General features: G+C 55.4%; 18 protein-coding genes and 2 pseudogenes. 11 read left to right on the top strand and 9 right to left on the bottom strand.

Annotated elements, in window-relative coordinates; all coding sequences use genetic code 11:
• The 4 genes from E4Z61_RS23130 to csiE all read left to right on the top strand — a co-directional run bounded on the left by E4Z61_RS23130 (nt 1) and on the right by csiE (nt 4,731).
• Entirely contained in the window at nt 1-954 is a 954-nt protein-coding gene (locus E4Z61_RS23130; protein ID WP_135324747.1) for an ABC transporter permease, read from the top strand.
• A 17-nt stretch (nt 955-971) separates the two neighbouring features.
• On the top strand, nt 972-2,609 hold the full coding sequence (locus tag E4Z61_RS23125) for an FGGY-family carbohydrate kinase (RefSeq protein ID WP_135324746.1): 1,638 nt from the start codon (nt 972-974) through the stop codon (nt 2,607-2,609).
• Complete coding sequence (locus E4Z61_RS23120; protein ID WP_135324745.1) at nt 2,606-3,211, top strand: KpsF/GutQ family sugar-phosphate isomerase; 606 nt, start codon at nt 2,606-2,608, stop codon at nt 3,209-3,211. Before E4Z61_RS23125 ends, E4Z61_RS23120 begins: the two co-directional genes overlap by 4 nt.
• 242 nt (nt 3,212-3,453) lie before the next feature.
• Nucleotides 3,454-4,731 carry a stationary phase inducible protein CsiE gene (gene csiE / locus E4Z61_RS23115; protein WP_135324744.1) on the top strand — a complete coding sequence of 426 codons (1,278 nt, stop codon included), beginning with the start codon at nt 3,454-3,456 and terminating at the stop codon, nt 4,729-4,731.
• Here the strand turns inward: csiE and E4Z61_RS23110 are convergent.
• Together E4Z61_RS23110 and E4Z61_RS23105 are read right to left on the bottom strand one after the other, a co-directional pair.
• On the bottom strand, nt 4,726-5,874 hold the full coding sequence (locus tag E4Z61_RS23110; protein WP_135324743.1) for a 3-phenylpropionate MFS transporter: 1,149 nt from the start codon (nt 5,872-5,874) through the stop codon (nt 4,726-4,728). The two genes, csiE and E4Z61_RS23110, sit on opposite strands and share 6 nt — an antisense overlap.
• An 87-nt stretch (nt 5,875-5,961) precedes the next feature.
• Nucleotides 5,962-6,438, bottom strand: a pseudogene (locus tag E4Z61_RS23105) (aldose epimerase family protein); the annotation flags it as partial.
• Between E4Z61_RS23105 and E4Z61_RS24225 the strand changes: the two are divergent.
• Nucleotides 6,409-6,549 (top strand): annotated as a pseudogene (locus E4Z61_RS24225) (hypothetical protein); the annotation flags it as partial. The pseudogenes E4Z61_RS23105 and E4Z61_RS24225 sit on opposite strands and share 30 nt — an antisense overlap.
• A 105-nt stretch (nt 6,550-6,654) precedes the next feature.
• On the opposite strand, the gene hcaR reads toward E4Z61_RS24225, so the two are convergent.
• The gene (hcaR, locus tag E4Z61_RS23095; RefSeq protein ID WP_135324742.1) at nt 6,655-7,554 is read right to left on the bottom strand and encodes a DNA-binding transcriptional regulator HcaR; all 900 of its coding nucleotides are present in this window, start codon (nt 7,552-7,554) and stop codon (nt 6,655-6,657) included.
• A 135-nt stretch (nt 7,555-7,689) separates the two neighbouring features.
• Between hcaR and hcaE the strand changes: the two genes are divergently transcribed.
• From hcaE to hcaD, 5 genes are read left to right on the top strand one after another with little or no spacing between them, the layout of a single operon-like run.
• Nucleotides 7,690-9,051, top strand: a complete 1,362-nt coding sequence (gene hcaE, locus E4Z61_RS23090; protein ID WP_135324741.1) for a 3-phenylpropionate/cinnamic acid dioxygenase subunit alpha — start codon at nt 7,690-7,692, stop codon at nt 9,049-9,051.
• Nucleotides 9,048-9,566 carry a 3-phenylpropionate/cinnamic acid dioxygenase subunit beta gene (hcaF, locus tag E4Z61_RS23085; RefSeq protein WP_135324740.1) on the top strand — a complete coding sequence of 173 codons (519 nt, stop codon included), beginning with the start codon at nt 9,048-9,050 and terminating at the stop codon, nt 9,564-9,566. Before hcaE ends, hcaF begins: the two co-directional genes overlap by 4 nt.
• Nucleotides 9,566-9,883, top strand: a complete 318-nt coding sequence (hcaC, locus tag E4Z61_RS23080) for a 3-phenylpropionate/cinnamic acid dioxygenase ferredoxin subunit (RefSeq protein ID WP_135324739.1) — start codon at nt 9,566-9,568, stop codon at nt 9,881-9,883. Before hcaF ends, hcaC begins: the two co-directional genes overlap by 1 nt.
• Complete coding sequence (gene hcaB, locus E4Z61_RS23075; RefSeq protein ID WP_135324738.1) at nt 9,883-10,695, top strand: 3-phenylpropionate-dihydrodiol/cinnamic acid-dihydrodiol dehydrogenase; 813 nt, start codon at nt 9,883-9,885, stop codon at nt 10,693-10,695. Before hcaC ends, hcaB begins: the two co-directional genes overlap by 1 nt.
• 9 nt (nt 10,696-10,704) lie before the next feature.
• Complete coding sequence (gene hcaD / locus E4Z61_RS23070; RefSeq protein ID WP_135324737.1) at nt 10,705-11,907, top strand: phenylpropionate dioxygenase ferredoxin reductase subunit; 1,203 nt, start codon at nt 10,705-10,707, stop codon at nt 11,905-11,907.
• Between the two features lie 79 nt (nt 11,908-11,986).
• Here the strand turns inward: hcaD and glyA are convergent, their stop codons facing one another.
• Nucleotides 11,987-13,240, bottom strand: coding sequence for a serine hydroxymethyltransferase (gene glyA, locus E4Z61_RS23065; protein ID WP_135324736.1), 1,254 nt, complete (start codon nt 13,238-13,240; stop codon nt 11,987-11,989).
• A gap of 328 nt (nt 13,241-13,568) precedes the next feature.
• Here glyA and hmpA point away from each other — a divergent pair, with 328 nt between their 5' ends.
• Complete coding sequence (hmpA, locus tag E4Z61_RS23060; RefSeq protein ID WP_135324735.1) at nt 13,569-14,759, top strand: NO-inducible flavohemoprotein; 1,191 nt, start codon at nt 13,569-13,571, stop codon at nt 14,757-14,759.
• A 54-nt stretch (nt 14,760-14,813) separates the two neighbouring features.
• Here the strand turns inward: hmpA and glnB are convergent, their stop codons facing one another.
• The 5 genes from glnB to purL form a co-directional block, all read right to left on the bottom strand.
• Nucleotides 14,814-15,152 (bottom strand): nitrogen regulatory protein P-II, encoded by a 339-nt coding sequence (glnB, locus tag E4Z61_RS23055; RefSeq protein ID WP_002438074.1) that lies wholly within the window; start codon nt 15,150-15,152, stop codon nt 14,814-14,816.
• Nucleotides 15,153-15,212: 60 nt separating this feature from the next.
• A complete protein-coding gene (gene glrR / locus E4Z61_RS23050) occupies nt 15,213-16,547 on the bottom strand; it encodes a two-component system response regulator GlrR (RefSeq protein ID WP_205746902.1) in 1,335 nt (444 codons plus the stop codon).
• The gene (qseG, locus tag E4Z61_RS23045) at nt 16,547-17,290 is read right to left on the bottom strand and encodes a two-component system QseEF-associated lipoprotein QseG (protein ID WP_135324733.1); all 744 of its coding nucleotides are present in this window, start codon (nt 17,288-17,290) and stop codon (nt 16,547-16,549) included. The genes glrR and qseG overlap by 1 nt, the downstream gene beginning before the upstream one ends.
• A 22-nt stretch (nt 17,291-17,312) precedes the next feature.
• Nucleotides 17,313-18,743, bottom strand: a complete 1,431-nt coding sequence (qseE, locus tag E4Z61_RS23040) for a two component system sensor histidine kinase QseE/GlrK (protein WP_135324732.1) — start codon at nt 18,741-18,743, stop codon at nt 17,313-17,315.
• 626 nt (nt 18,744-19,369) lie between these two features.
• Nucleotides 19,370-23,257, bottom strand: a complete 3,888-nt coding sequence (purL, locus tag E4Z61_RS23035) for a phosphoribosylformylglycinamidine synthase (protein WP_135324731.1) — start codon at nt 23,255-23,257, stop codon at nt 19,370-19,372.
• Nucleotides 23,258-23,466 lie beyond the last annotated feature (209 nt).

Below are 23,466 nucleotides of genomic sequence, written 5' to 3'. Positions count from 1 at the left end.
ATGAAAACAATCGCCAGATTTTTACCCGGTGATGCCATCATTCGTCTGCAATGCGTCATTATTGTAGTCGTCGCGCTGGTCTTCTCAGCCCTGCTCGGCAGCCGCTTTTTCAGCGTCGCTAACTTCCAGTCCATCAGCTCACAGCTACCGATCCTCGGCATGCTGGCGCTGGGAATGGGTATGACCATGCTGACCGGCGGCATTAACCTGTCTATTATTGCCGGGGCTAACGCCTGCTCGCTGGTGATGGCAGCCATCATCGTCGCCAATCCGGATAACCCACTGTTCCTGGTCATCGCCCTGCTGGCGGGTGCCGCGGTGGCGATTGCTATCGGCACGCTGAACGGCGCGCTGATCGCCTGGGTCGGCGTGTCGCCGATCCTCGCCACGCTCGGCACTATGACGCTGATCTCCGGGCTGAATATTCTGCTCTCCAACGGCACGGTTATTTCCGGATTTCCGGCCGCCATTCAATACCTGGGTAACGGCACTATTGCCGGAATCCCCGTAGCGCTGTTGCTCTTTTTCCTCGTGGCCATCCTGCTGTGGGTGCTACTGGAGCACACCACATTGGGACGCAGCCTGTACCTCGTCGGTTCCAATGAACAAGCAACCCGCTATAGCGGCGTGAATACCGTTCGGGTACAGATTTCCGTGTACGTCATTTCTGCCCTGCTTGGCTGGGTTGCCGCCATCCTGATGATGGCGAAATTTAACTCGGCAAAAGCCGGATACGGCGAATCCTACCTGCTGGTCACCATCCTCGCCTCAGTGCTGGGTGGTATCAACCCGGATGGCGGCTTCGGGCGCATTATCGGCCTGGTGCTGGCGCTCATTGTGCTGCAAATGCTGGAAAGCGGCCTTAACTTGCTGGGGGTCAGTAGCTATCTGACGATGGCGCTGTGGGGCGCGGTGCTGATCCTCTTTATCGCATTACAGAATCGTAAAGCCTGATTCCAGGAGAAAAAATTATGGCAAGTTACTTTATTGGTGTGGATGTCGGAACCGGAAGCGCCCGTGCTGGCGTGTTTGATCTCAATGGCAGAATGGTCGGTCAGGCCAGTCGGGCCATCGAGATTTACCGTCCGCAAGCCGATTTCGTTGAGCAGTCTTCCGATAACATCTGGCAGGCGGTGTGTAACGCAGTTCGCGACGCGATTAACCAGTCAGATATCAACCCGATTCAGGTGAAAGGTCTGGGCTTCGACGCCACCTGTTCACTGGTGGTGCTGGATAAAGAAGGTAAACCGCTGACCATCAGCCCTTCCGGGCGCAGCGAACAGAACATTATTGTGTGGATGGACCACCGAGCCATTACCCAGGCCGAGCGGATTAACGCCCTGCATCATCGGGTGCTGGATTACGTTGGCGGCATTATTTCGCCGGAAATGCAGACGCCCAAACTGCTGTGGCTGAAGCAACATATGCCCAATACATGGGCCAATGCAGGCTACTATTTTGATCTGCCTGATTTCCTGACCTGGCGCGCCACCGGCGATGACACGCGCTCATTGTGCTCGACGGTATGTAAATGGACCTATATGGGCCACGAAGACAAGTGGGATGCCAGCTATTTCCGCCAGATTGGGCTGGAAGACTTGTTGGAACACGATGCCGCCAAAATTGGCCGCTACGTGAAAACCATGGGTGAACCGCTCGGTCATGGCCTTTCTGCGCGGGCCGCCAGCGAAATGGGTCTGATCCCGGGAACTGCGGTCAGCGTGTCGATTATCGATGCTCACGCCGGTACGCTCGGCACGCTTGGCGCCTGCGGTGTTTCTGGCGAGGTAGCTGACTTCGACCGCCGCGTCGCGCTGATTGGCGGCACCTCCACCGGTCATATGGCGATCTCCAAAGAACCGCGCTTTATCGGCGGGATCTGGGGCCCCTACTACTCTGCCGTTCTGCCGGAATACTGGCTCAATGAAGGCGGGCAGTCGGCCACGGGCGCATTAATTGACCACGTAATTCAGTCGCATCCGTGCTACGACACGCTGCTGGCACAGGCAAAATCACAGGGACAGACTATTTACGAAGTGCTGAATGCGCTGCTGCGTAAAATGGCTGGCGAGCCGGAAGATATCGCCTTCCTGACCCGCGACATGCATATCCTGCCCTATTTCCACGGCAACCGTTCACCGCGCGCCAATCCAACGCTCACCGGTGCGATCACCGGGCTTAAATTGTCCCGCACGCCTGAAGATATGGCGCTGCAGTATCTGGCGACCATTCAGGCCATTGCGCTGGGGACACGGCATATTATCGAAACGATGAACCAAAGCGGTTATACCATCGATACGATTATGGCCAGCGGCGGCGGCACAAAAAACCCGATTTTCGTGCAGGAACATGCCAACGCCACCGGCTGTGCCATGCTGCTGCCGGAAGAGAGTGAAGCCATGCTACTGGGCGGCGCCATGATGGGAACCATCGCGGCGGGCGTGTTCGATACCTTCCCGGAAGCGATGTCGGCGATGAGCCGTATTGGTAAAACAGTCACCCCGCAAACCAACCGCATTAAGCAGTACTACGATCGCAAATACCGGGTTTTCCATGAGATGTACCAGGATCATATGAAATACCGCCAGCTGATGCAGGAGGACGCATGAGTGACTCATGGCCACAGGCGAACGGCGTGTGGCAGCTCTACAGCGAAGCTCTGGCAGGGCTGGGGCAGCATCTGACTGAACAGACCTGGCTGTCTTTAATGGCGGAACTACGCGGCTGCACAGGGAAAATCGTCGTCACAGGCGTCGGCACGTCGGGTATTGCCGCACGCAAGGTCGCGCATATGTTAGCCTGCGTGGAACGTCCGGCAATTTACCTCAACGCGACGGATGCAGCGCATGGCGACCTGGGTTTTTTACGTGCCGACGATCTGGTGATTATGTTGTCACGTGGAGGAAATTCGGATGAACTCACCCGGCTGCTGCCAGGGCTTGCTGAGAAGGCGGTGTCGGTAATCAGCGTGACTGAAAACCCGAACTCCGCCATCGCCAGCGCCTCCCGGCTGGTGATTTCCACCGGCGTACAGCGCGAGGCCGATCCGCTGGATATGCTGGCGACCACCTCCATTATTCTGGTACTGGCGATCTTTGATGCCGCCTGCGCCTGCTTGATGAGCGAGAGTGGTTACTCAAAAGAGACCCTGCTGGCAGTACATCCGGGCGGCGATGTGGGATTAACGCTCAGCCAGCAACGCAAGAGTTAGAACAGGCATTTGTGCTCACCTTCCCAACCCCGTCACTCACTGGCGGGGTTTTTTATGTTTCAACAGAAGATAAAACAGTGAAAAAAGGTGTTAACGCGCTGCGTTTAACTCCCGGTCACTGTTCCTCACGTTAAAAATTCTGTGACGCTCTCCAGCATTCCTGGTGGAAAGGATTCCATTCTTCATTTCTATGAGCAAACTTTAGCTATTCTTACCAAATATACTTTCGGGAGACCCTACAGATGATGTCAACGCTTGCCCCACCATCTGTACTTTCTGCTCCCCAGCGCCGCTGCCATGTGCTGCTGACGCTTTTCCAGCCGGGGCAAATAGCCACCACCCAGACATTCCGTACCCTGAACGGTGTCGATGACGATGTTGTCCGCGAGGATATCATCGGCGCGGGGATCGAAATCCAGCGTTATCATCGGCTTACCATCATCGCCACACAGAATGGCGGCTACCAGATCGAAGGCACTACGCTCAATCAACGCTTATGTCTTCTGCACTGGCTACGACGCGGCCTGCGAATCTGCCCACGTTTTATCACCGAGCAGTTTACGCCAGCGTTAAAAATAGAGCTGAAACAACGCGGTATCGCCCGCACGTTGTATGACGACACCAATCTGCATGCGCTCATCAACCTCTGTTCCCGGCGGCTGCAAAAGTCATTTGAATGCCGTGACATCCAGTTTCTGCGCCTGTTTTTACAGTACTGCCTGTTGCAACATCATGCCGGGATCAACCCGGAGTTTAATCCGCTGCAGCAGCGCTGGGCGCAATCCTGCGCCGAGTACACGCTTGCCGAGGAAATTGGCCGTCACTGGCAACGTCGCGTGATGCAGAGTGCGCCGTTGGGCGAGTCGTTGTTTATGGCGCTGCTGTTCTCGATGATCCGTATTCCGGACCCGATTCGCGATAACCACCAGCAAGACCGCCGCCTGCATTTGGCCATTGCCCGGCTGGTGCTGCGTTTTCGTGAGATCGGCAACGTCCGCTTCAGCGACGAGCAAGGGTTGAACGACCAGCTGTACATACATCTTGGCCAGGCGTTGAATCGAAGCATGTTCGCGATTGGCATTGATAACACCCTGCCGGAAGAGTTCAGCCGGCTCTATCCACGGCTGGTACGCACCACGCGCGAGGCCCTCAAGGGGTTCGAGGCGGAATACGATGTGCATTTTTCGGAAGAAGAAACGGGGCTGGTGGCCGTCATTTTTGGCGCGTGGCTGATGCAGGAAAAGGATCTGCATGAGAAGCAAATCATCCTGCTGACGGGCACTAATGAAAGACTGGAAGCGCATATTGAGCAGCAGTTGCGTGAGCTGACCCTGCTGCCGCTGAATGTAAAACATATGCCAATGCAAGACTTTCAAAAACAGGGTTTGCCGCGTGGAGTGGCGCTGATTATTACGCCGTACACCACGCCGCTGCCGCTGTTTTCACCACCGTTGATTCATGCGGATCTGTCGCTTACGCCGCATCAGCAACAGCAGATCCGCAAAATCCTCGAATCATAACGCCGATGCCTGCGCCGTCACTTTAGGCCGCAAGGCGATGGCGGGCAGCGCCACCAGCGCCATCACCCAGAATACGCCGCTGCCCAGATTCTGATACAGGTAGCCTGCGAACACGGTCATGATGGCGATACTGCCGCCCATCGCAATGGCGGAATAAACCGCCTGCAAACGAATCACTTCACTGCTCTGGCGCGCGGCAATGTATCGCATAGCCGCCAGGTGACACACGGTAAACGTGCCGCAATGCAAGATTTGTATCACAATCAGCCACGGCAGTTCGGTACTCCAGCCCATCAGCCCCCAGCGCACCACGCCACAAACGGCGGAAAGAAGAAGCAGATCGCGGGCGCTAAAACGGCGGAACAGCTTATGGCTGAGCGCAAAGATAATCACTTCCGCGACCACGCCCAGCGACCATAAATAGCCCACAGCTGACGCAGAATACCCGGCAGACTGCCAGTAAATAGCGCTAAAACCGTAATAGGCGGCGTGTGCACCTTGCAGCAAACTCACGCAGGCAAGGAAACGCCAGCTCTGCATAACCAGCTTACGCCAGGCCTGCCATCCGGCGCTGTCCTGCTGACGGTTTTCACCCGCAGGCTGTACGCTCGGGCGGATCATCATACCCAGCAGCATCGACGCTATCGCCAGTGACAACAAAACCAGGATCACCCGGTAGTCGTACAACGTCACCAGCTTACCGGTCAACGCCGAGCCGATCACAAAGGCCACCGATCCCCATAACCGCACCCGGCCATAATCCATGGTGATTTGTTTTTGCCAGGTGTTGGCCAGCGCATCCGTCAGCGGCACCAGCGGTGAGAAGAACAGGTTAAACCCGACCATCACCACCATCAACAACGCCACGTGCGTTCCCGCCCAGAAAGCCAGTGCAAACACCAGCGTCAGCAGGGCCAGAATACGTAAAGCAGAAATCAGGCGAGAGGGATCGCTCACGCGCGGCGCAATCAATAAACTACCGAGAAAACGTGCAATCAGCCCCGCGCCCAACAGCAAACCGATGGTTTCAGGCGTCAGCCCCAACCCTTTGAGCCAGACGCTCCAGAAAGGCAGAAAAATACCGTAGCTAAAAAAGTAGGTGAAATAACCGAGCGCCAGCCAGCGCGTGGAATGCAAAACCATGATTCCCTCCCGTTTGGAGGCGATAGTCTGGCGATAAACCCCAGTTGGCGCAAGAGAGTATTAACAGGCAAATAACATAATAATTGCCTAATCTACGCGAATTTGCAGCGCAAAATGGCACTGCTCTCCCTGCGCTAAAAGGCGCAATCCCGGCTGCCCCTGCATGTGGTGGGCATTCACCGGATGCGTCTGCGGCTCGAGGCAAAGGAACTCCTCACCCGACACTCTGAACAACATAAGCCACGGAGTTTGCGCTAGAATCGTGACCCTCATCACATCACGTTGAATGACAGCCTGCCCGCCCCACGCTGAATAACCCACGTTGAGCCAAGCATCTTCGCCATACTGCGCGCAGGTGAAATCAGCCGCTAGCGGTATAGTGATCTGCCAGGATAACGGCAAGTGTTGCTCCCCTTCCGGCCAGTAACCGCTGGCAGAAAACTGCGCCGTACTGCGCGTATCGAAGACAAAAAACGGATGGAATCCACAACCGTATAACATCGGTTGTTCACCGCTATGGGTGAGGGTCAGCAAGGCGTGCAAGCACCGTGGAAGACACCGGTGGAAATAAAATATCTCCTGGAAGAGATGCTCGGCGTGCAGGTCCTGCTGGATAATGACTGTGTGATGCTGGCACTGGCAGAAAAGTGGCAGAATCCGGCGGCGAACGGCGATAATTCGCAGGCCAGGGCCACGCAGATAAGCTTCGGCCAGCTTAACCGAGCCCAGCAACTGATGGGCATTGGCTACCTGTATGTGGAGTCACAGCTTAGCGAATTGTCATGATGATTCCGCCATGGGCACGGCCAAACGTTCCTGCACCGTGGTGATAAAATCCGTCAACGCGGGCTTCATCTCGCCCCTTTTCCACGCCATCAGTAACGCGATAGTCGGCGCATCGCCAGTGATTGGGCGAAAAACCACCTGACCGGTATTAAAATTATTCATATAACCGGGTATCAAAGTCACTCCCAGCCCCATGCCGACCAGGTTCATCGTCACCAGAATATTGGTAGCAACCTGCACAATATTGGGCTGGCTTTCCTGCTGCTGAAACCACGTTTTGACAATCTTCGCTAGCGCGCCGGAATAGGCCGGATCGGTACTGACAAAGTTCACGCCATGCAGTTGCTGTGCCGATATCGTCTTCTCGCTGGCTAACGGATGGTTAACCGGCAGTACCACGACCAGCGGTTCATGAATCAGTTCCAGATAGTCAAGTTCCGGGCTGTAAACCGGATGGCGCATTAAGCCAACGTCCAGCTCCCCGCGCAGGATCTTCTCTTCCTGCGCGGTGGTTATCAGGCTCACCAGTTCAATATGTGTGTCCGGTTGTTTTAATCGAAACAGCGGCAGCACCTTCGGCAGCAGATTCACCTCTGCGGAAGGGACAAATCCAATCGAGAAATGGCTGTCTTCCTGCACTGCCTTACGGGCACGAATTTTGGCGTTTTCCGCCTGTTCGAGGATTGCCAGCGCATCCTGCAGAAAGCATTCACCCGCCGCCGTCAAGGCAACTGTCCGTTTATCCCGTACCAGCAGCGTCACCCCGACGCAGGCTTCCAGATCGCGGATCTGGCTGCTTAACGACGGCTGAGATGTGTGCAACTTCTCTGCCGCACGGGTGAAATTCAGCGCCTGCGCCACCGCGACGAAATAGCGTAAGTGCCTCAGTTCCATGCCCTGCTCCTTGTTATCGAAAAAACGTCTCAGCTGGTAGATATTTACTATTTCACAGATTGATAACTAACCAGCAACATCCTTATGGCACAAAAAAAGAAGGTCAATACATCTTAGCTTTCAGGATTAAAAAATATGACCACACCCTCAAATTTAGACATCTACACCCTGATCGATACCCAACACGGTCGCGTAACCCCACGGATTTATACCGACCCTGAAATTTACCAACTGGAGCTGGAACGCATCTTCGGACGCTGCTGGCTCTTTCTCGCCCACGAAAGCCAAATCCCCAAGCCCGGTGATTTTTTTAACACTTACATGGGCGAGGATGCGGTCGTGGTAGTCCGCCAGAAAGACGGTAGCATCAAAGCCTTTCTCAACCAGTGTCGCCACCGCGCCATGCGCGTCAGCTACGCCGACTGCGGTAACACCCGCGCCTTTACCTGCCCGTATCACGGCTGGTCTTACGGCATAAACGGTGAGCTGATCGACGTGCCACTGGAGCCACGCGCCTACCCGCAAGGACTGTGCAAGTCCCACTGGGGGCTGAACGAAGTCTCCGGTGTCGAGAGCTACAAAGGGCTGATTTTCGGTAACTGGGACACCACCGCACCTGCGCTGCGTGATTATCTCGGCGACATCGCCTGGTATCTGGACGGCGTGCTGGATCGTCGCGAAGGCGGCACCGAAATCGTCGGCGGCGTACAGAAATGGGTGATCGACTGCAACTGGAAATTCCCTGCAGAGCAGTTCGCCAGCGACCAGTACCACGCGCTGTTCAGCCACGCTTCTGCCGTGCAGGTGCTGGGGGCCAAAGACGATGGTAGCGATAAGCGTCTGGGCGATGGGCAAACCGCACGTCCAGTGTGGGAAACCGCCAAAGATGCGCTGCAATTCGGCCAGGACGGACACGGCAGCGGATTTTTCTTTACCGAAAACCCCGATGCCAACGTCTGGGTCGACGGCGAGGTCTCCAGCTACTACCGCGACACCTACGCCGAAGCCGAACAGCGTCTAGGTAAAGTACGCGCCCTGCGCCTGGCCGGTCATAACAATATTTTCCCCACCCTGTCCTGGCTGAACGGTACCGCCACGCTGCGCGTCTGGCATCCGCGCGGGCCAGATCAAGTCGAAGTGTGGGCGTTCTGTATTACCGACAAAGCGGCCTCTGACGAAGTGAAAGCCGCATTTGAAAATAGTGCCACCCGCGCCTTTGGCCCGGCCGGTTTCCTTGAGCAGGATGATTCAGAAAACTGGTGTGAAATTCAAAAACTGCTGAAGGGCCACCGGGCGCGTAACAGCCAGCTGTGTCTGGAAATGGGATTAGGTCAGGAAAAACGTCGTGAAGATGGCATTCCGGGGATCACCAACTACATCTTCTCCGAAACCGCCGCGCGCGGCATGTACCAACGCTGGGCCGATTTACTCAGCAGCGAAAGCTGGCAGGAAGTGCAGAAAAAAACCGCCGCTTACCAGCAGGAGGTGATGAAATGAGCGCGTTAGTTTCCCTGGAACTACATCATCGCATTACCCAGTTTCTTTACCACGAAGCCAGCCTGTTGGACGACTGGAAGTTTCGCGACTGGCTGGCGCAGCTTGACGACGAGATCCGCTACACCATGCGTACCACGGTGAATGCTCAGACCCGCGATCGCCGCAAAGGGGTGCAGCCGCCGACCACCTGGATTTTCAACGACAACAAAGATCAGCTCGAGCGCCGGATTGCACGGCTGGAAACCGGCATGGCCTGGGCGGAAGAACCCCCATCCCGCACTCGTCATACGATCAGCAACTTGCAAGTCAGCGAAACCGACGTTCCCGACGTATTTAGCGTGCGGCTGAACTACCTGCTGTATCGTGCACAAAAAGAGCGGGATGAAACCTTATACGTTGGCATGCGCGTGGACAAAGTACGCCGTCTGCCAGGCAACGAGTGGCGTTTACTGGAGCGTGAGATCGTGCTGGATCAGGCGGTGATCTCCTCTCATAACCTGAGTGTACTGTTCTGATGAATCGTGTATTTGCTTGCCCCGTAGGGGAGCTGCCGGAGGGTGAAGCGCTGCGGCTCGACACATCGCCGGTTATCGCACTGTTTAACGTTGGCGGCGAGTTTTATGCCATTAACGATCGCTGTAGCCACGGTAACGCCTCGATGTCAGAAGGTTATCTGGAAGACGATGCCACCGTAGAGTGCCCGCTGCACGCCGCCAGCTTCTGCCTGAAAACCGGCAAAGCGCTGTGCCTGCCCGCCACCGATCCGCTAACAACCTACACGGTGTACGTGGAAGGTGGCGAGGTGTTTATTGATATGCCTGAGGAGGACTGATGAGCGATTTACGCGATAACGTGGTCTTTATTACCGGCGGTGGCTCCGGTCTTGGGCTGGCGCTGGTCGAACGCTTTATTGAAGAAGGCGCGCGGGTCGCCACGCTGGAACTCTCCGCCGCCAAAATCGCCAGCCTGCGCCAGCGTTTTGGCGAACACGTGCTGGCGCTCGAAGGAAACGTCACCTGCTACGCCGACTATCAGCGCGCAGTGGATCAGATCCTCACCACCTTCGGCAAGCTGGACTGTTTCATCGGCAACGCGGGAATTTGGGATCATAACGCATCGTTGGTGAACACCTCTGCTGAGGCGCTGGAGACCGGCTTTCACGAGTTATTCAACGTCAACGTGCTGGGTTATCTGTTGGGGGCCAAAGCCTGTGCTCCCGCGCTAATCGCCAGCGAAGGCAGCATCATTTTTACCCTTTCCAACGCGGCGTGGTACCCCGGCGGCGGCGGTCCGCTGTATACCGCCAGTAAACATGCGGCAACCGGACTGATTCGCCAGTTAGCCTATGAGTTGGCGCCGAAGGTCCGCGTCAACGGCGTGGGGCCGTGCGGTATGGCGACCGATCTGCGCGGCCCGCAGGCACTGGGCCAGAGCGATACGTCGATTATGCAGTCGCTGACGCCAGAAAAAATTGCCGCCATCTTGCCGCTGCAGTTTTTCCCGCAACCTGCGGATTTTACCGGCCCGTATGTGATGCTGGCATCCCGGCGCAACAACCGCACACTGAGCGGCGTAATGATCAATGCCGATGCCGGTCTGGGTATTCGCGGTATTCGTCATGTTGCCGCTGGGCTGGATCTCTGAGGAGGCATTATGCACAACAACATCATTGCAATTGTCGGCGGTGGACAGGCTGCGGCAATGGCTGCGGCCGCACTACGCCAACAGGGATTTGACGGCGAAATACATCTGTTTTCCGATGAGCCGCATCTGCCCTACGAACGCCCTCCGCTTTCCAAAACCATGTTGCTGGACGACACACCACAACTGCAACCGGTGCTGAGCGCGGACTGGTGGCGGGATAATAACGTTCAGTTGCATCTGGGCGTCACCGTGCGGACGCTCGGACGACAAACGCACGAGCTGGTACTGGCTGACGGGCAAACCTACCCGTGGGATCGGTTACTGATTGCCACGGGTGCGGCGGCACGCCCGTTCCCGTTACTGGATATGCTCGGTGAACGCTGCTTCACGCTGCGTCATGCCGACGATGCGGCGCGTCTGCGCGAAGCGCTCAGACCCGGGCAGTCGATCGCCATTGTCGGGGCCGGAACCATTGGACTTGAGCTGGCGGCCAGCGCCACGCAGCGCGGTTGCAAGGTCACCGTCATTGAACTGGCCGCCACGGTGATGGGCCGCAACGCACCACCGCCGATACAGCGTTACCTGACCGCCCGTCATCAGCAGGCGGGCGTGCACCTTATACTCAACAATGCGATTGAGCAGGTGTTTGAGGGAGATCGTCTTACTCTTACATTGCAAAGCGGTGAGCAGCTTCAGGTTGATAGCGTGATTTACGGTATCGGGATTATTGCCAACGACGGGCTGGCCCGTGAAGCGGGTCTTGATGTGGCAAACGGCATTATCATTGATGCCTCATGCACAACCGCAGATCCGCACATTTTTGCCGCCGGTGATGTGGCAGTACAGCGTTCGCCAGACGGAACGCTGCAACGTTGTGAAAGCTGGGAAAACGCCAATAATCAGGCGCAAATTGCCGCAGCGGCTATGCTCGAATTACCTCTACCGACACTGCCCCCGCCCTGGTTCTGGACCGACCAATTTAATGACAATCTGCAATTTGTTGGCGATATGTGTGGAGAGAGCTGGGTCGTTCGCGGCAGTCCAGATGACGGCAAGGCTATCTGGTTTCAGCTACGCGATGAGGCGTTGATTGGCGCAGTAGCGCTCAACAACGGACGCGAAGTGCGCGTGTTGCGTAAGCTGATTCAGTCTGGACGATCGGTGAACGAGGAAGCTTTGCGTGATCCAGCCGTGGCGTTGAAGTCCTTGTGATAACGGCCTGATAAACACAGCGCCATCGGGAACAAAAAAGGCCGCATTCGCGGCCTTTTTCACATCAAACGATTAACGCTTACGCGTAAACCGGGAAGCGTGCGCAGATATCCAGCACTTTTGCTTTAATGCGTTCGATAGTGGCTTCATCATTGATGTTGTCCAGAATGTCACACATCCAGCCAGCCAGCTCTTTCACTTCTGCTTCTTTGAAGCCGCGACGGGTCACAGCCGGAGAACCGATACGAATACCGGAAGTCACAAACGGGCTCTTCGGATCGTTCGGTACGCTGTTTTTGTTAACAGTGATGTTCGCACGGCCCAGCGCTGCATCCGCTTCTTTACCGGTCAGGTTTTTGTCGACCAGATCCAGCAGGAACAGGTGGTTTTCAGTCCCGCCAGAAACCACTTTGTAACCGCGGTTCAGGAACACTTCAACCATCGCTTTGGCGTTTTTCGCAACCTGCTGCTGATAAACTTTGAACTCTGGCTCCATCGCTTCTTTCAGCGCTACCGCTTTCGCCGCGATCACGTGCATCAGCGGGCCGCCCTGCGCGCTTGGGAATACGGCGGAGTTCAGTTTTTTGTACAGCTCTTCGCTACCGTCTTTCGCCAGGATCAGGCCGCCGCGCGGACCCGCCAGGGTTTTGTGGGTAGTGGTAGTAACAACGTGAGCATGTGGTACCGGGTTTGGGTACACGCCAGCGGCGATAAGACCGGCAACGTGCGCCATGTCTACGAACAGGTATGCGCCGATGCTGTCGGCGATTTCACGCATTTTTGCCCAGTCAACCACGCCGGAGTAGGCAGAGAACCCACCGATAATCATCTTCGGTTTGTGGGCCTGAGCCTGCTTAGCCATGTCTTCGTAGTCAATTTTACCGGATTCATCGATACCATAAGGAACGATGTTGTACAGTTTGCCGGAGAAGTTTACCGGGGAACCGTGAGTCAGGTGACCACCTTGCGCCAGGTTCATACCCAGAACGGTATCGCCCGGCTGCAGCAGCGCGGTGTAGACCGCAAAGTTAGCCTGAGAACCGGAGTGCGGCTGGACGTTAGCGTAGTCTGCGCCAAACAGCTCTTTCGCGCGGTCAATCGCCAGTTGCTCAACGATATCCACGTATTCACAACCGCCGTAGTAGCGCTTGCCCGGATAACCTTCAGCGTATTTGTTGGTCAGCTGAGAACCCTGCGCCTGCATTACGCGCGGGCTGGTGTAGTTTTCGGAGGCGATCAGTTCGATGTGCTCTTCCTGACGTACTTTTTCCTGCTCCATAGCCTGCCACAGTTCGGCATCATAATCGGCAATGTTCATTTCACGCTTTAACATCCGCATCTCCTGACTCAGCTAACGATAAATTTTTTGGCCTTATAAAGGCGGTCCGTAGGACAACGGGCAACAGTATAACCGAATCATTCCTCGATAACAGGTCTTGACAAAGGATTTTACGCAAACGATTACCTCCACAGCACACAAGGCTTTGGAGAATAAAGAGATGGCGAATTTCAACGGATTTCTTTTCAGGTTTGTGATGCAGATTTTTCACGTTGTAACCTTTACAACGCAAAGTTACAAAGAACCATTTACAATGCAGGGGTATTTTTTATAAGATGTATTTGACATACATCATTAAAGTCTCAGATATAAGGAAGACCGTATGCTTGACGCACAAACCATCGCTACAGTGAAAGCCACCATTCCCCTGCTGGTCGAAACCGGTCCGAAGCTGACCGCCCATTTCTACGATCGCATGTTTACGCATAACCCAGAACTCAAAGAAATTTTCAACATGAGTAACCAGCGTAATGGCGATCAGCGTGAAGCGTTGTTTAACGCCATCGCCGCGTACGCCAGCAATATCGAAAACCTGGCGGCGCTGTTGCCTGCGGTCGAGAAAATTGCCCAGAAGCATACCAGCTTCCAGATTCAGCCCGAACAGTACAACATCGTCGGCGGCCACCTGCTGGCAACGCTGGACGAGATGTTCAGCCCGGGCCAGGAAGTGCTGGACGCCTGGGGCAAAGCGTATGGCGTGCTGGCAAACGTCTTCATCAACCGTGAAGCGCAGATTTACAGCGAGAACGCCAACAAAAATGGCGGCTGGGAAGGCACTCGTCCTTTCCGCATCGTGGCAAAAACACCGCAAAGTCGCGCGATCACCAGCTTTGAGTTCGAACCCGTCGACGGCGGCGCGGTGGCTGAATACCATCCGGGACAATATCTGGGCGTCTGGCTGAAACCGGAAGGCTTCCTGCATCAGGAAATTCGTCAGTACTCTCTGACCCGCAAACCGAATGGCAAAGGCTACCGTATTGCCGTTAAGCGCGAAGACGGTGGTCAGGTTTCAAGCTGGTTGCACAACCACGCGAATGTCGGTGACGTTGTTCACCTGGCCGCACCGGCGGGCGATTTCTTTATGGACGTCGCGACCGATACCCCAGTGTCACTGATTTCCGCAGGCGTGGGTCAGACGCCGATGCTGGCGATGCTGGATACGCTGGCGAAAGCCAACCACACGGCGCAGGTTAACTGGTTCCATGCGGCAGAAAACGGCGATGTGCATGCCTTTGCCGATGAAGTCAACGAACTGGGCAACACACTGCCGCGCTTTAACGCGCACACCTGGTATCGTCAGCCGAGCGAAACCGATCGCGCGAAAGGTCAGTTTGATAGTGAAGGACTGATGGATCTGAACAAACTGGAAGGTGCAATCAGCGATCCGGCGATGCAGTTTTATCTGTGTGGTCCGGTTGGCTTTATGCAGTTTGCCGCAAAACAGTTAGTGGGTCTGGGCGTGAAAAACGAAAACATTCATTACGAATGCTTCGGCCCGCATAAAGTCCTGTAATGACGTCATGCCGGAGGAGGTGTTTACACCACCATCCGGCAAACACGGCGCGGCTTAGATTGCCGCGTCGTCTTCTTCACCGGTACGAATACGCACCACGCGCGCAACGTCAAAGACAAAAATCTTGCCGTCGCCGATTTTACCCGTCTGGGCCGTGCGAATGATGGTATCGACACAGGTATCCACGATGTCGTCGGTGACGACAATTTCAATTTTTACCTTCGGCAGAAAATCCACCATATACTCTGCGCCACGGTACAGCTCAGTATGGCCTTTCTGACGGCCAAACCCTTTCACTTCCGTTACGGTCATACCGGTAATGCCGACTTCTGCCAGCGCTTCGCGGACGTCGTCGAGCTTGAAGGGTTTAATAATCGCATCAATCTTTTTCATGCTAATCCTTGAGAAAGTCGCCTGTCTTTTGATCGGATAAACCTAACATAATCCGTAAATTTATTCTTTGAAATCGTTTGCATCCAACTCGTGCCGAGAGAGCAACTTGTAGAACTCCGTTCGGTTGCGCCCCGCCATTCGCGCCGCATGGGTCACGTTGCCTTTGGTAATTTGCAACAGCTTACGCAGGTAGTTAAGTTCAAACTGGTTACGCGCTTCAACAAAGGTTGGCAGAGCAGTATTTTCCCCTTCCAGCGCCTGCTCCACCAGCGCATCGCTGATCACCGGCGACGAGGTGAGCGCCACGCATTGTTCAATCACGTTGACCAGTTGACGCACATTCCCCGGCCAACTGGCCGTCATTAAACGCTTCATTGCATCAGTGGAAAAGGCGCGCACGAACGGCTTGTGCCGCTCGGCAGACTGGCGCAGCAGGTGGTTGGCCAGCAACGGAATGTCTTCCGCACGTTCAGCCAGCGGCGGGATCTTCAGACTCACCACGTTGAGACGGTAGTAGAGATCCTCGCGGAATTCGCCCCGCGCCATCGCTTTGGGTAAGTCGCGGTGCGTCGCAGAAACAATCCGCACACCAATGTCGATATCACGGTTGCTGCCAAGGGGGCGGACTTTACGTTCCTGCAATACGCGCAGCAATTTAACCTGCAACGGTGCGGGCATGTCGCCTATCTCATCAAGAAATAGCGTCCCGCCCTCGGCGGCCTGAAATAGCCCTTCACGGTTGCTCACCGCACCGGTAAACGCGCCACGCGCATGACCAAACAGCTCAGACTCGAGCAGCTGTTCCGGCAACGCGCCGCAGTTAATCGCAATAAAGGGTTTGCCGTTACGCGGACTGGCATTGTGGATGGCCTGGGCAAAAATTTCTTTCCCGGTGCCACTTTGACCGTTGATCAGCACGCTGACATCCGATTGCGCCACCATACGAGCCTGCTCTAACAGGCGCAGCATCAACGGGCTGCGAGTGACGATTGATTCACGCCAGCCGTCATCGGTAGCCGGGGCTGATTGTTCCAGCGCCCCATCAATGGCGTTGTACAGCGCGTCTTTATCAACCGGCTTGGTAAGAAAACTAAAAACGCCCTGTTGGGTCGCGGCCACGGCGTCAGGAATTGAACCGTGCGCGGTAAGGATAATCACCGGCATGCCCGGCTGGACTTTCTGGATTTCGATAAACAGCTGCATGCCGTCCATTTCATCCATGCGCAGATCGCTGATGACCAGATCCACTTTTTCACGGTTAAGCACCCGTAGCCCTTCCTGCCCGCTTTCCGCCGTCACAACGCTGTAGCCTTCGCTGGTTAAACGCATGCCGAGTAATTTCAACAATCCCGGATCGTCATCAACCAGCAGTAAATGCGCGGGCTTACGGCTTATCATGGCGTTACCTCATCAGTCGAGGACGCTGAGCCCTCTGCGTCGTCAGGTGTAGTAAGTTTATCATTCCCATGCTGCGCATCAGGATTATAGCTACCGCCAGACTTACGCGTGGAAAGCTGGCGTTCGATATCCGTCAGATTTTCCAGTTTGCGGGTGGTGAGATCGAGCTGCGTTTGCAAATGTTGTTGTTGCTGCCGCAGCGTATCAAGATCGCTGTCTGACGCCTGCTGAAGTTTGCTGTAGCGCATACGTTCTTCGGCAAGCTGTAACTGCAGCGTTTGGTCGCGAAACCAGACCTGATAAAGCGGTCGAACCTGTGCCGGAATTTGCGGGCTTAGCGCATCGAGTCGCGTCACCGCATCTCGTCTTTCCGGTGGCGTGATATTGGCATTGGCAAGCAGGATCCCGCGCTTAAATGCGCCCTGCCAGGTATCAGTCAGCAGGGTACTGGCTTCACTGCGCGCCTGAACCGGCATCAGGCGGTCAGCACAGTCCATGGCGCGCAACCAGTACAAAGGGTTGGTGTCGGTAGACTGACCCTGTAGCGACCAGATATCTGCGCACTCGGTTGAAAGGTAATCCGCCAGCTGATAGGGCGGAATTTTCTCCTGCGAAGGATCGCCGATAATGTGGTCCACCGCGTTCGGTACGCACCCAGCCAATGCCAGGCACGGCAAGCTCAGCAATAATACGCGGCGGAAAAAATGTCGTTTAAGCTTTCGGAAAACAACGTGTGGCATACTCACCAGACTTAGATTCATTTTAATGGTTTTTCGTTGCAGATAGCGGCAGTTCTATGCGGAAACAAACGCCTTGCTCATGATCGTCAACAAGGTACAGTTCCCCCCGCATGCGACGGATGCAATCCCTGGCGATACTGAGCCCTAATCCGCTTCCTTTTACCGCCCCTTTTCGCTGATGGCTTCCCTGGAAAAAAGGCTCGAAGATCATGGTCTTTTCTGCTTGCGGAATCGGTGTGCCGGTATTCATTACGTCAATGTACACCGTCGCGCCATGCAGACTGCTGCGAATACAAATGGTACCGGATTCAGCACCATAGTGCACCGCATTGGAATAAAGATTGTCCAGCACGCTCATTAACAGCATCGGTTCTGCCAGGCAGGCTTCCTCTGCCAGAGACATATCAGTATGTATCATTTTGGCGCGCGCAGGCAGACTATGTGCAGAAACCACTCTATCCACGAGCGGTGCGATTTCAACCCTTTCCAGTTCAATCGCGTCATCGGCCAGCTTTCGGTTGTAATCAAGCAGTTGCTCAATCAGTTTTTGCAGATTGCGGCTGCTGTCATCCAGAATCCCGACCACCTCTTTTTGTTCCGGCGTCAGCGGACCCACTACCTGATCGGCAAGCAGTTCAGTTCCCTCGCGCATGCTCGCCAACGGCGTTTTAAGTTCGTGTGAAAGATGACGTAAAAATTGATGCCGCTGAGATTCAAGCCACGAGAGACGCTCGCTCAGCCAGATAATACGCTGACCCACCGAGCGTAGCTCTCGCGGACCGGTAAACGAAACGGTATTGTCCAGCGAACGACCTTCCCCCAGACGGTTGATCATCCGTTCAATGGCTTTTACCGGGCCGATAATCATGCGCGTGAACAGCAATACCATCGCCAGACTGACGAGAAACAGCACCAGCGCCTGCCAGCCAAAGAACTGACCACGCTCAGCAATTTCTTGCTGTAATTGCTGGCCGCGCGAGAAGATCACGGTACGCGTGGCCTGTACCATTTCCGTATTGGCACTGGCAAAAGCCTCAAGACGTGCAGCCGCCACGCTGTCAGGACCGCTGTTTTTACACTGCAACTGCGCGAGATCGTTCAGATCCTGGCGCAGCGCCTGATAGAGTTTAACGTCAGGTAACACGCCCGCATGAGCATCCAGCATGTCGCTGTAGCGCTTACGCTGCCCCTGATAGACCCTAGCCAGCGTCGGGTCATCCAGCACGCAGTATTGCCGATAGCTGCGCTCCATCTCCAGCGCCGCATTGGTCATCGCCTCGCTTCGCCGGGCGTCAATCAGCGTGGTGCGGTTGGTCAGCGCCGCCTGGGCGCTCAGGGCATTCAGGCTTTGCCATGCCTGCCAGGCCAGAACTAATAGAGGCAGCAGGATCAGCAAAAATGCCAACGTCACCAACTGACGTAAAGACCGGGGGAAAACAGACCAGCGCTTCAAGGCGTTACTCTCAATGGACAGGAATAAGTTGATGCTAACTGAGGGGAACGCCAGATACAACAAAGCCGGGATTTACCCGGCTTTGTTATGGAATAAGGCGGTGCCTAACTCGACGTTTCGCCCGGAGATTGATATAGCAGTGCTAATATCAGAAGTTGGACGGCAGGCACCTTGTTGTGCGTCATCCGAAGTTTATGTAGCGCGTCCCGAAGGGGCTGACATAAGAGGGTGAATGAGCCACTGGTTAATATTATGCAGCAACTGTGCCAATATTCAAAACACTTTATTAACACAATGATAAATATAGGAAATATGTTTAATTATACTAAAAGGTCTGTTGACTGCTTTTTGTCCTTTTTGTCGCTAAATAGCAACACCTGAAGCACTAAAAAACAAATTACATATAAATCAATCAATTAAATGTCTCTTTTTAGCGACACGGCAACCCTGTATATGTCGGCATTTCCCGACACTAAAACTCAGTGACACAACCGATATCGCACTGAGCTCGCATCAATGCCGACTCCGGTCTGCAACGTCTCACTCAGGCTCATCAGACATCCAGGGAAATCACAGCCAAAAAAAAGCCCCTCACACAGAGGGGCTCGATACATCACGCAGTTGCGTTAGCCAAGTTGTTTACGCGCATTGCGGAAGATACGCATCCACGGGCTATCCTCGCCCCAATTTTCAGGGTGCCAGGAGTTGCTCACGGTACGGAATACGCGTTCCGGGTGCGGCATCATGATCGTTACACGACCATTTTCGCTGGTCACTGCGGTGATCCCGTTTGGCGAACCATTCGGGTTAGCCGGATAGGTTTCGGTAACCTTGCCGAAGTTGTCGACGAAACGCAGTGCCACCAGACCTTTGCTTTCCAGTGCAGTCAGATGCGCACCATCGCGCACTTCTACATGGCCTTCGCCGTGAGAAACGGCGATTGGCATGCGTGAGCCTTCCATACCTTGTAGCAACAAAGATGGGCTGCTGGCGACTTCGACCAGGCTAAAGCGCGCTTCGAAGCGATCGGAGTGGTTACGCACAAAGCGTGGCCACAGGTCGCTGCCAGGGATAAGTTCACGCAGGTTAGACATCATCTGACAACCGTTACACACCCCAAGCGCCAGCGTCTGCGGACGATGGAAGAAGGTTTCAAACTCATCGCGCACGCGGTTGTTGAACAGAATAGATTTCGCCCACCCTTCACCGGCCCCCAGCACGTCGCCGTAAGAGAAACCGCCGCAGGCCACCAGCGCCTGGAAGTTCCCCAGACCAATGCGCCCGCCCAGCAGATCGCTCATGTGAACATCAATGGCGTCAAAGCCCGCACGTTGGAAAGCAGCCGCCATTTCAACGTGGGAGTTAACGCCCTGCTCGCGCAGCACGGCCACTTTTGGACGCGCGCCGGTCGCAATGTACGGGGCTGCAATGTCTTCGTTGATATCAAACGACAGTTTTACGTTAAGCCCAGGGTCAGCATCGTTGGCTTTGGCGTCGTGTTCCTGATCGGCACATTCCGGGTTGTCGCGCAGGCGCTGCATCTGCCAGGTGGTTTCCGCCCACCACATACGCAGCGTTGAACGGCTTTCGCTAAACACTGTTTGACCGTTGGCTGCAATCACAAAACGATCGCTGGCTTCAGCCTGGCCGACATAGTGAACGCAGTCGCCGAGGCCATACTGTGCCAGCAGCGCTTCAACCGCTTCACGATCCGCCGCGCGAACCTGAATTACCGCGCCCAACTCTTCGTTAAACAGCGCCGCCAGGCGGTCATCACCGAGCGTGCTAATATCGGCCTGAATGCCACAGTGGCCGGTAAAGGCCATTTCTGCCAGCGTCACCAGCAGGCCGCCGTCAGAACGGTCGTGGTAGGCCAGCAGCTTACGCGCAGCAACCAGCGCCTGCATAGCGTCGTAGAAGCCTTTCAACTGTGCAACGTTGCGTACATCCGCCGGTTTGTCGCCCAGTTGACGATAGACCTGAGCCAGCGCAGTCGCACCCAGCGCGTTGTGACCACGTCCCAGATCAATCAGCAACAGGGCGTTGTCTTCGGTTGAGAGCTGCGGGGTAATAGTGTGGCGTACATCTTCCACGCGAGCAAACGCGGTGATCACCAGCGACAGCGGCGAAGTCATTTCGCGCTGTTCATTACCTTCCTGCCAGCGGGTTTTCATCGACATGGAGTCTTTGCCTACCGGAATGGTCAGGCCAAGCGCCGGACATAGCTCTTCCCCTACCGCTTTGACCGCTTCGTACAGCCCGGCGTCTTCGCCAGGGTGACCGGCCGCCGCCATCCAGTTTGCCGACAGTTTGATACGCTTGATATCACCAATCTGCGTTGCCGCAATGTTGGTCAGCGCTTCACCCACTGCCAGACGAGCAGAAGCAGAGAAGTCCAGCAGTGCGACCGGCGCACGTTCGCCGATGGACATCGCTTCGCCATAATAGCTATCAAGGCTTGCGGTGGTGACCGCGCAGTTTGCTACCGGGATCTGCCACGGCCCCACCATCTGATCACGCGCCACCATACCGGTCACGGTACGATCGCCAATCGTCACGAGGAAGGTTTTTTCTGCAACGGCAGGCAGGTGCAGCACGCGGTTAACTGCATCGGCCAGCGTAATCTGCTCACGCGCAAGCTGCTCGCCTTTCGCTTTCAGCGTTTGCACATCGCGGGTCATTTTTGGCGTTTTGCCCAGCAGCACGTCGAGCGGCAGATCGATCGGCTGATTATCGAAATGACGGTCATTCATCGAAAGATGCTGCTCTTCGGTGGCCTCACCGATTACCGCATACGGCGCGCGCTCGCGCTTACACAGCTCGTCAAACAACGGCAACTGGTCAGCAGCAACCGCCAGAACGTAGCGCTCCTGAGATTCGTTACACCAGATCTCCAGCGGGCTCATACCTGGCTCATCGCTTAAGATATCGCGCAGCTCAAACTTACCGCCGCGCCCGCCGTCGCTGACCAGCTCCGGCATCGCATTAGACAAACCGCCCGCCCCCACGTCGTGGATAAACAAAATCGGGTTCGCGTCACCCATCTGCCAGCAGCGGTCGATAACTTCCTGACAGCGACGTTCCATTTCCGGGTTGTCGCGCTGTACGGAAGCAAAATCCAGATCGGCATCGGACTGGCCGGACGTCATTGAAGACGCCGCCCCGCCGCCAAGCCCGATATTCATCGCCGGACCGCCAAGGACGATCAGCTTCGCACCGACGACGATCTCGCCTTTCTGCACGTGATCGGCGCGGATGTTGCCGATCCCGCCGGCCAACATGATCGGTTTGTGATAGCCACGCAGCTCTTCGCCGTTGTGGCTGTTCACTTTCTCTTCGTAGGTACGGAAGTAGCCGGTCAACGCAGGACGACCAAATTCGTTGTTAAACGCCGCGCCGCCCAGCGGGCCTTCGGTCATGATATCCAGTGCGGTAACGATACGATCCGGCTTGCCGAAATCTTCTTCCCACGGCTGTTCAAAACCCGGAATACGCAGGTTCGATACGGAGAAACCCACCAGCCCGGCTTTCGGCTTCGCGCCGCGCCCGGTTGCGCCCTCATCGCGGATTTCACCACCGGAACCGGTTGCCGCGCCCGGCCATGGAGAGATAGCGGTCGGGTGGTTATGGGTTTCGACCTTCATCAGGATATGTGCAGGCTCCTGATGGAAATCGTAACGACCCGTTTTGTGGTCGGCGAAGTAGCGGCCCACTTCAGAACCTTCCATCACCGCCGCATTGTCTTTATAAGCAGACAGAACATGATCCGGCGTGGTTTCGAAGGTGTTTTTAATCATCTTAAACAGCGACTTCGGCTGCGGTTTACCGTCGATAACCCAGTCGGCGTTAAAAATCTTATGGCGGCAGTGCTCAGAGTTAGCCTGCGCAAACATGTACAGTTCGATGTCGTTCGGGTTGCGTCCCAGTTTGATAAACGCATCCTGTAAATAGTCGATTTCATCGTCTGCCAGCGCCAGACCCAAACGCAGGTTAGCGTCGATCAGCGCCTGGCGGCCTGCACCCAGAAGGTCAACACTGGAAACCGGTGCCGGCTGGTGGCGAGCAAACAGCGCTTGTGCATCATCCAGCGCAGAGAAAACCGTTTCCATCATGCGGTCGTGCAGCACGGCAGCCACTTCCTGCCACTGTTCAGCGCTCAGCGTGGAGGCTTCAACATACCAGGCGACGCCACGTTCCAGACGGTTTATCTGCTGCAAGCCGCAGTTGTGAGCAATGTCAGTCGCTTTAGAAGACCAAGGGGAGATGGTGCCCGGACGAGGCGTAACCAGTAGCAGTTTGCCCTCTGGGACATGGCTGCTGAGACTCGGACCATATTTCAACAGGCGTGCAAGTTGCGCATGCTCATCCTCGTTTAACGGGGCATTCAGGTCAGCAAAATGGACATACTCGGCGTAAATAGTGTGGACCTGAAGATTGGCAGCCTGAAAACGCGCCAGCAGTTTGTTAATACGGAATGCAGACAGTGCAGGCGAACCACGCAGAATTTCCATCATAAGTCTCTCGTCTTCGAAGCGCCTGAGGCGCTTATAAGTGTGCGCAAGGGGGGAAACGGGCGTTATTATAAAGAATCTACCGCGCAGACGAAACCGTTTGCGTCGAAATAAAATCACGACCTCCTGTTATCATCTAATGCGACCGTAATTCTGAATGAGTTGCCAACTGACGCAAGTTTAAGCAAAATGCCGCTCATTAATGATGAATT

Origin of the sequence: Citrobacter tructae (genome assembly GCF_004684345.1) — a bacterium.
Lineage (GTDB): Bacteria > Pseudomonadota > Gammaproteobacteria > Enterobacterales > Enterobacteriaceae > Citrobacter > Citrobacter tructae.
Note: the sequence above shows the minus strand (reverse complement) of the source record. Positions and strands in the feature narration are given on the sequence as shown.

What these genes read in the sequence shown, in the direction of transcription:
- E4Z61_RS23130 (WP_135324747.1), top strand. Translation starts at nt 1, where the DNA reads ATGAAAACAATCGCCAGATTTTTACCCGGTGATGCCATCATTCGTCTG.
- E4Z61_RS23125 (WP_135324746.1), top strand. Translation starts at nt 972, where the DNA reads ATGGCAAGTTACTTTATTGGTGTGGATGTCGGAACCGGAAGCGCCCGT.
- E4Z61_RS23120 (WP_135324745.1), top strand. Translation starts at nt 2,606, where the DNA reads ATGAGTGACTCATGGCCACAGGCGAACGGCGTGTGGCAGCTCTACAGC.
- csiE (WP_135324744.1), top strand. Translation starts at nt 3,454, where the DNA reads ATGATGTCAACGCTTGCCCCACCATCTGTACTTTCTGCTCCCCAGCGC.
- E4Z61_RS23110 (WP_135324743.1), bottom strand. Translation starts at nt 5,874, where the DNA reads ATGGTTTTGCATTCCACGCGCTGGCTGGCGCTCGGTTATTTCACCTAC.
- hcaR (WP_135324742.1), bottom strand. Translation starts at nt 7,554, where the DNA reads ATGGAACTGAGGCACTTACGCTATTTCGTCGCGGTGGCGCAGGCGCTG.
- hcaE (WP_135324741.1), top strand. Translation starts at nt 7,690, where the DNA reads ATGACCACACCCTCAAATTTAGACATCTACACCCTGATCGATACCCAA.
- hcaF (WP_135324740.1), top strand. Translation starts at nt 9,048, where the DNA reads ATGAGCGCGTTAGTTTCCCTGGAACTACATCATCGCATTACCCAGTTT.
- hcaC (WP_135324739.1), top strand. Translation starts at nt 9,566, where the DNA reads ATGAATCGTGTATTTGCTTGCCCCGTAGGGGAGCTGCCGGAGGGTGAA.
- hcaB (WP_135324738.1), top strand. Translation starts at nt 9,883, where the DNA reads ATGAGCGATTTACGCGATAACGTGGTCTTTATTACCGGCGGTGGCTCC.
- hcaD (WP_135324737.1), top strand. Translation starts at nt 10,705, where the DNA reads ATGCACAACAACATCATTGCAATTGTCGGCGGTGGACAGGCTGCGGCA.
- glyA (WP_135324736.1), bottom strand. Translation starts at nt 13,240, where the DNA reads ATGTTAAAGCGTGAAATGAACATTGCCGATTATGATGCCGAACTGTGG.
- hmpA (WP_135324735.1), top strand. Translation starts at nt 13,569, where the DNA reads ATGCTTGACGCACAAACCATCGCTACAGTGAAAGCCACCATTCCCCTG.
- glnB (WP_002438074.1), bottom strand. Translation starts at nt 15,152, where the DNA reads ATGAAAAAGATTGATGCGATTATTAAACCCTTCAAGCTCGACGACGTC.
- qseG (WP_135324733.1), bottom strand. Translation starts at nt 17,290, where the DNA reads ATGCCACACGTTGTTTTCCGAAAGCTTAAACGACATTTTTTCCGCCGC.
- purL (WP_135324731.1), bottom strand. Translation starts at nt 23,257, where the DNA reads ATGATGGAAATTCTGCGTGGTTCGCCTGCACTGTCTGCATTCCGTATT.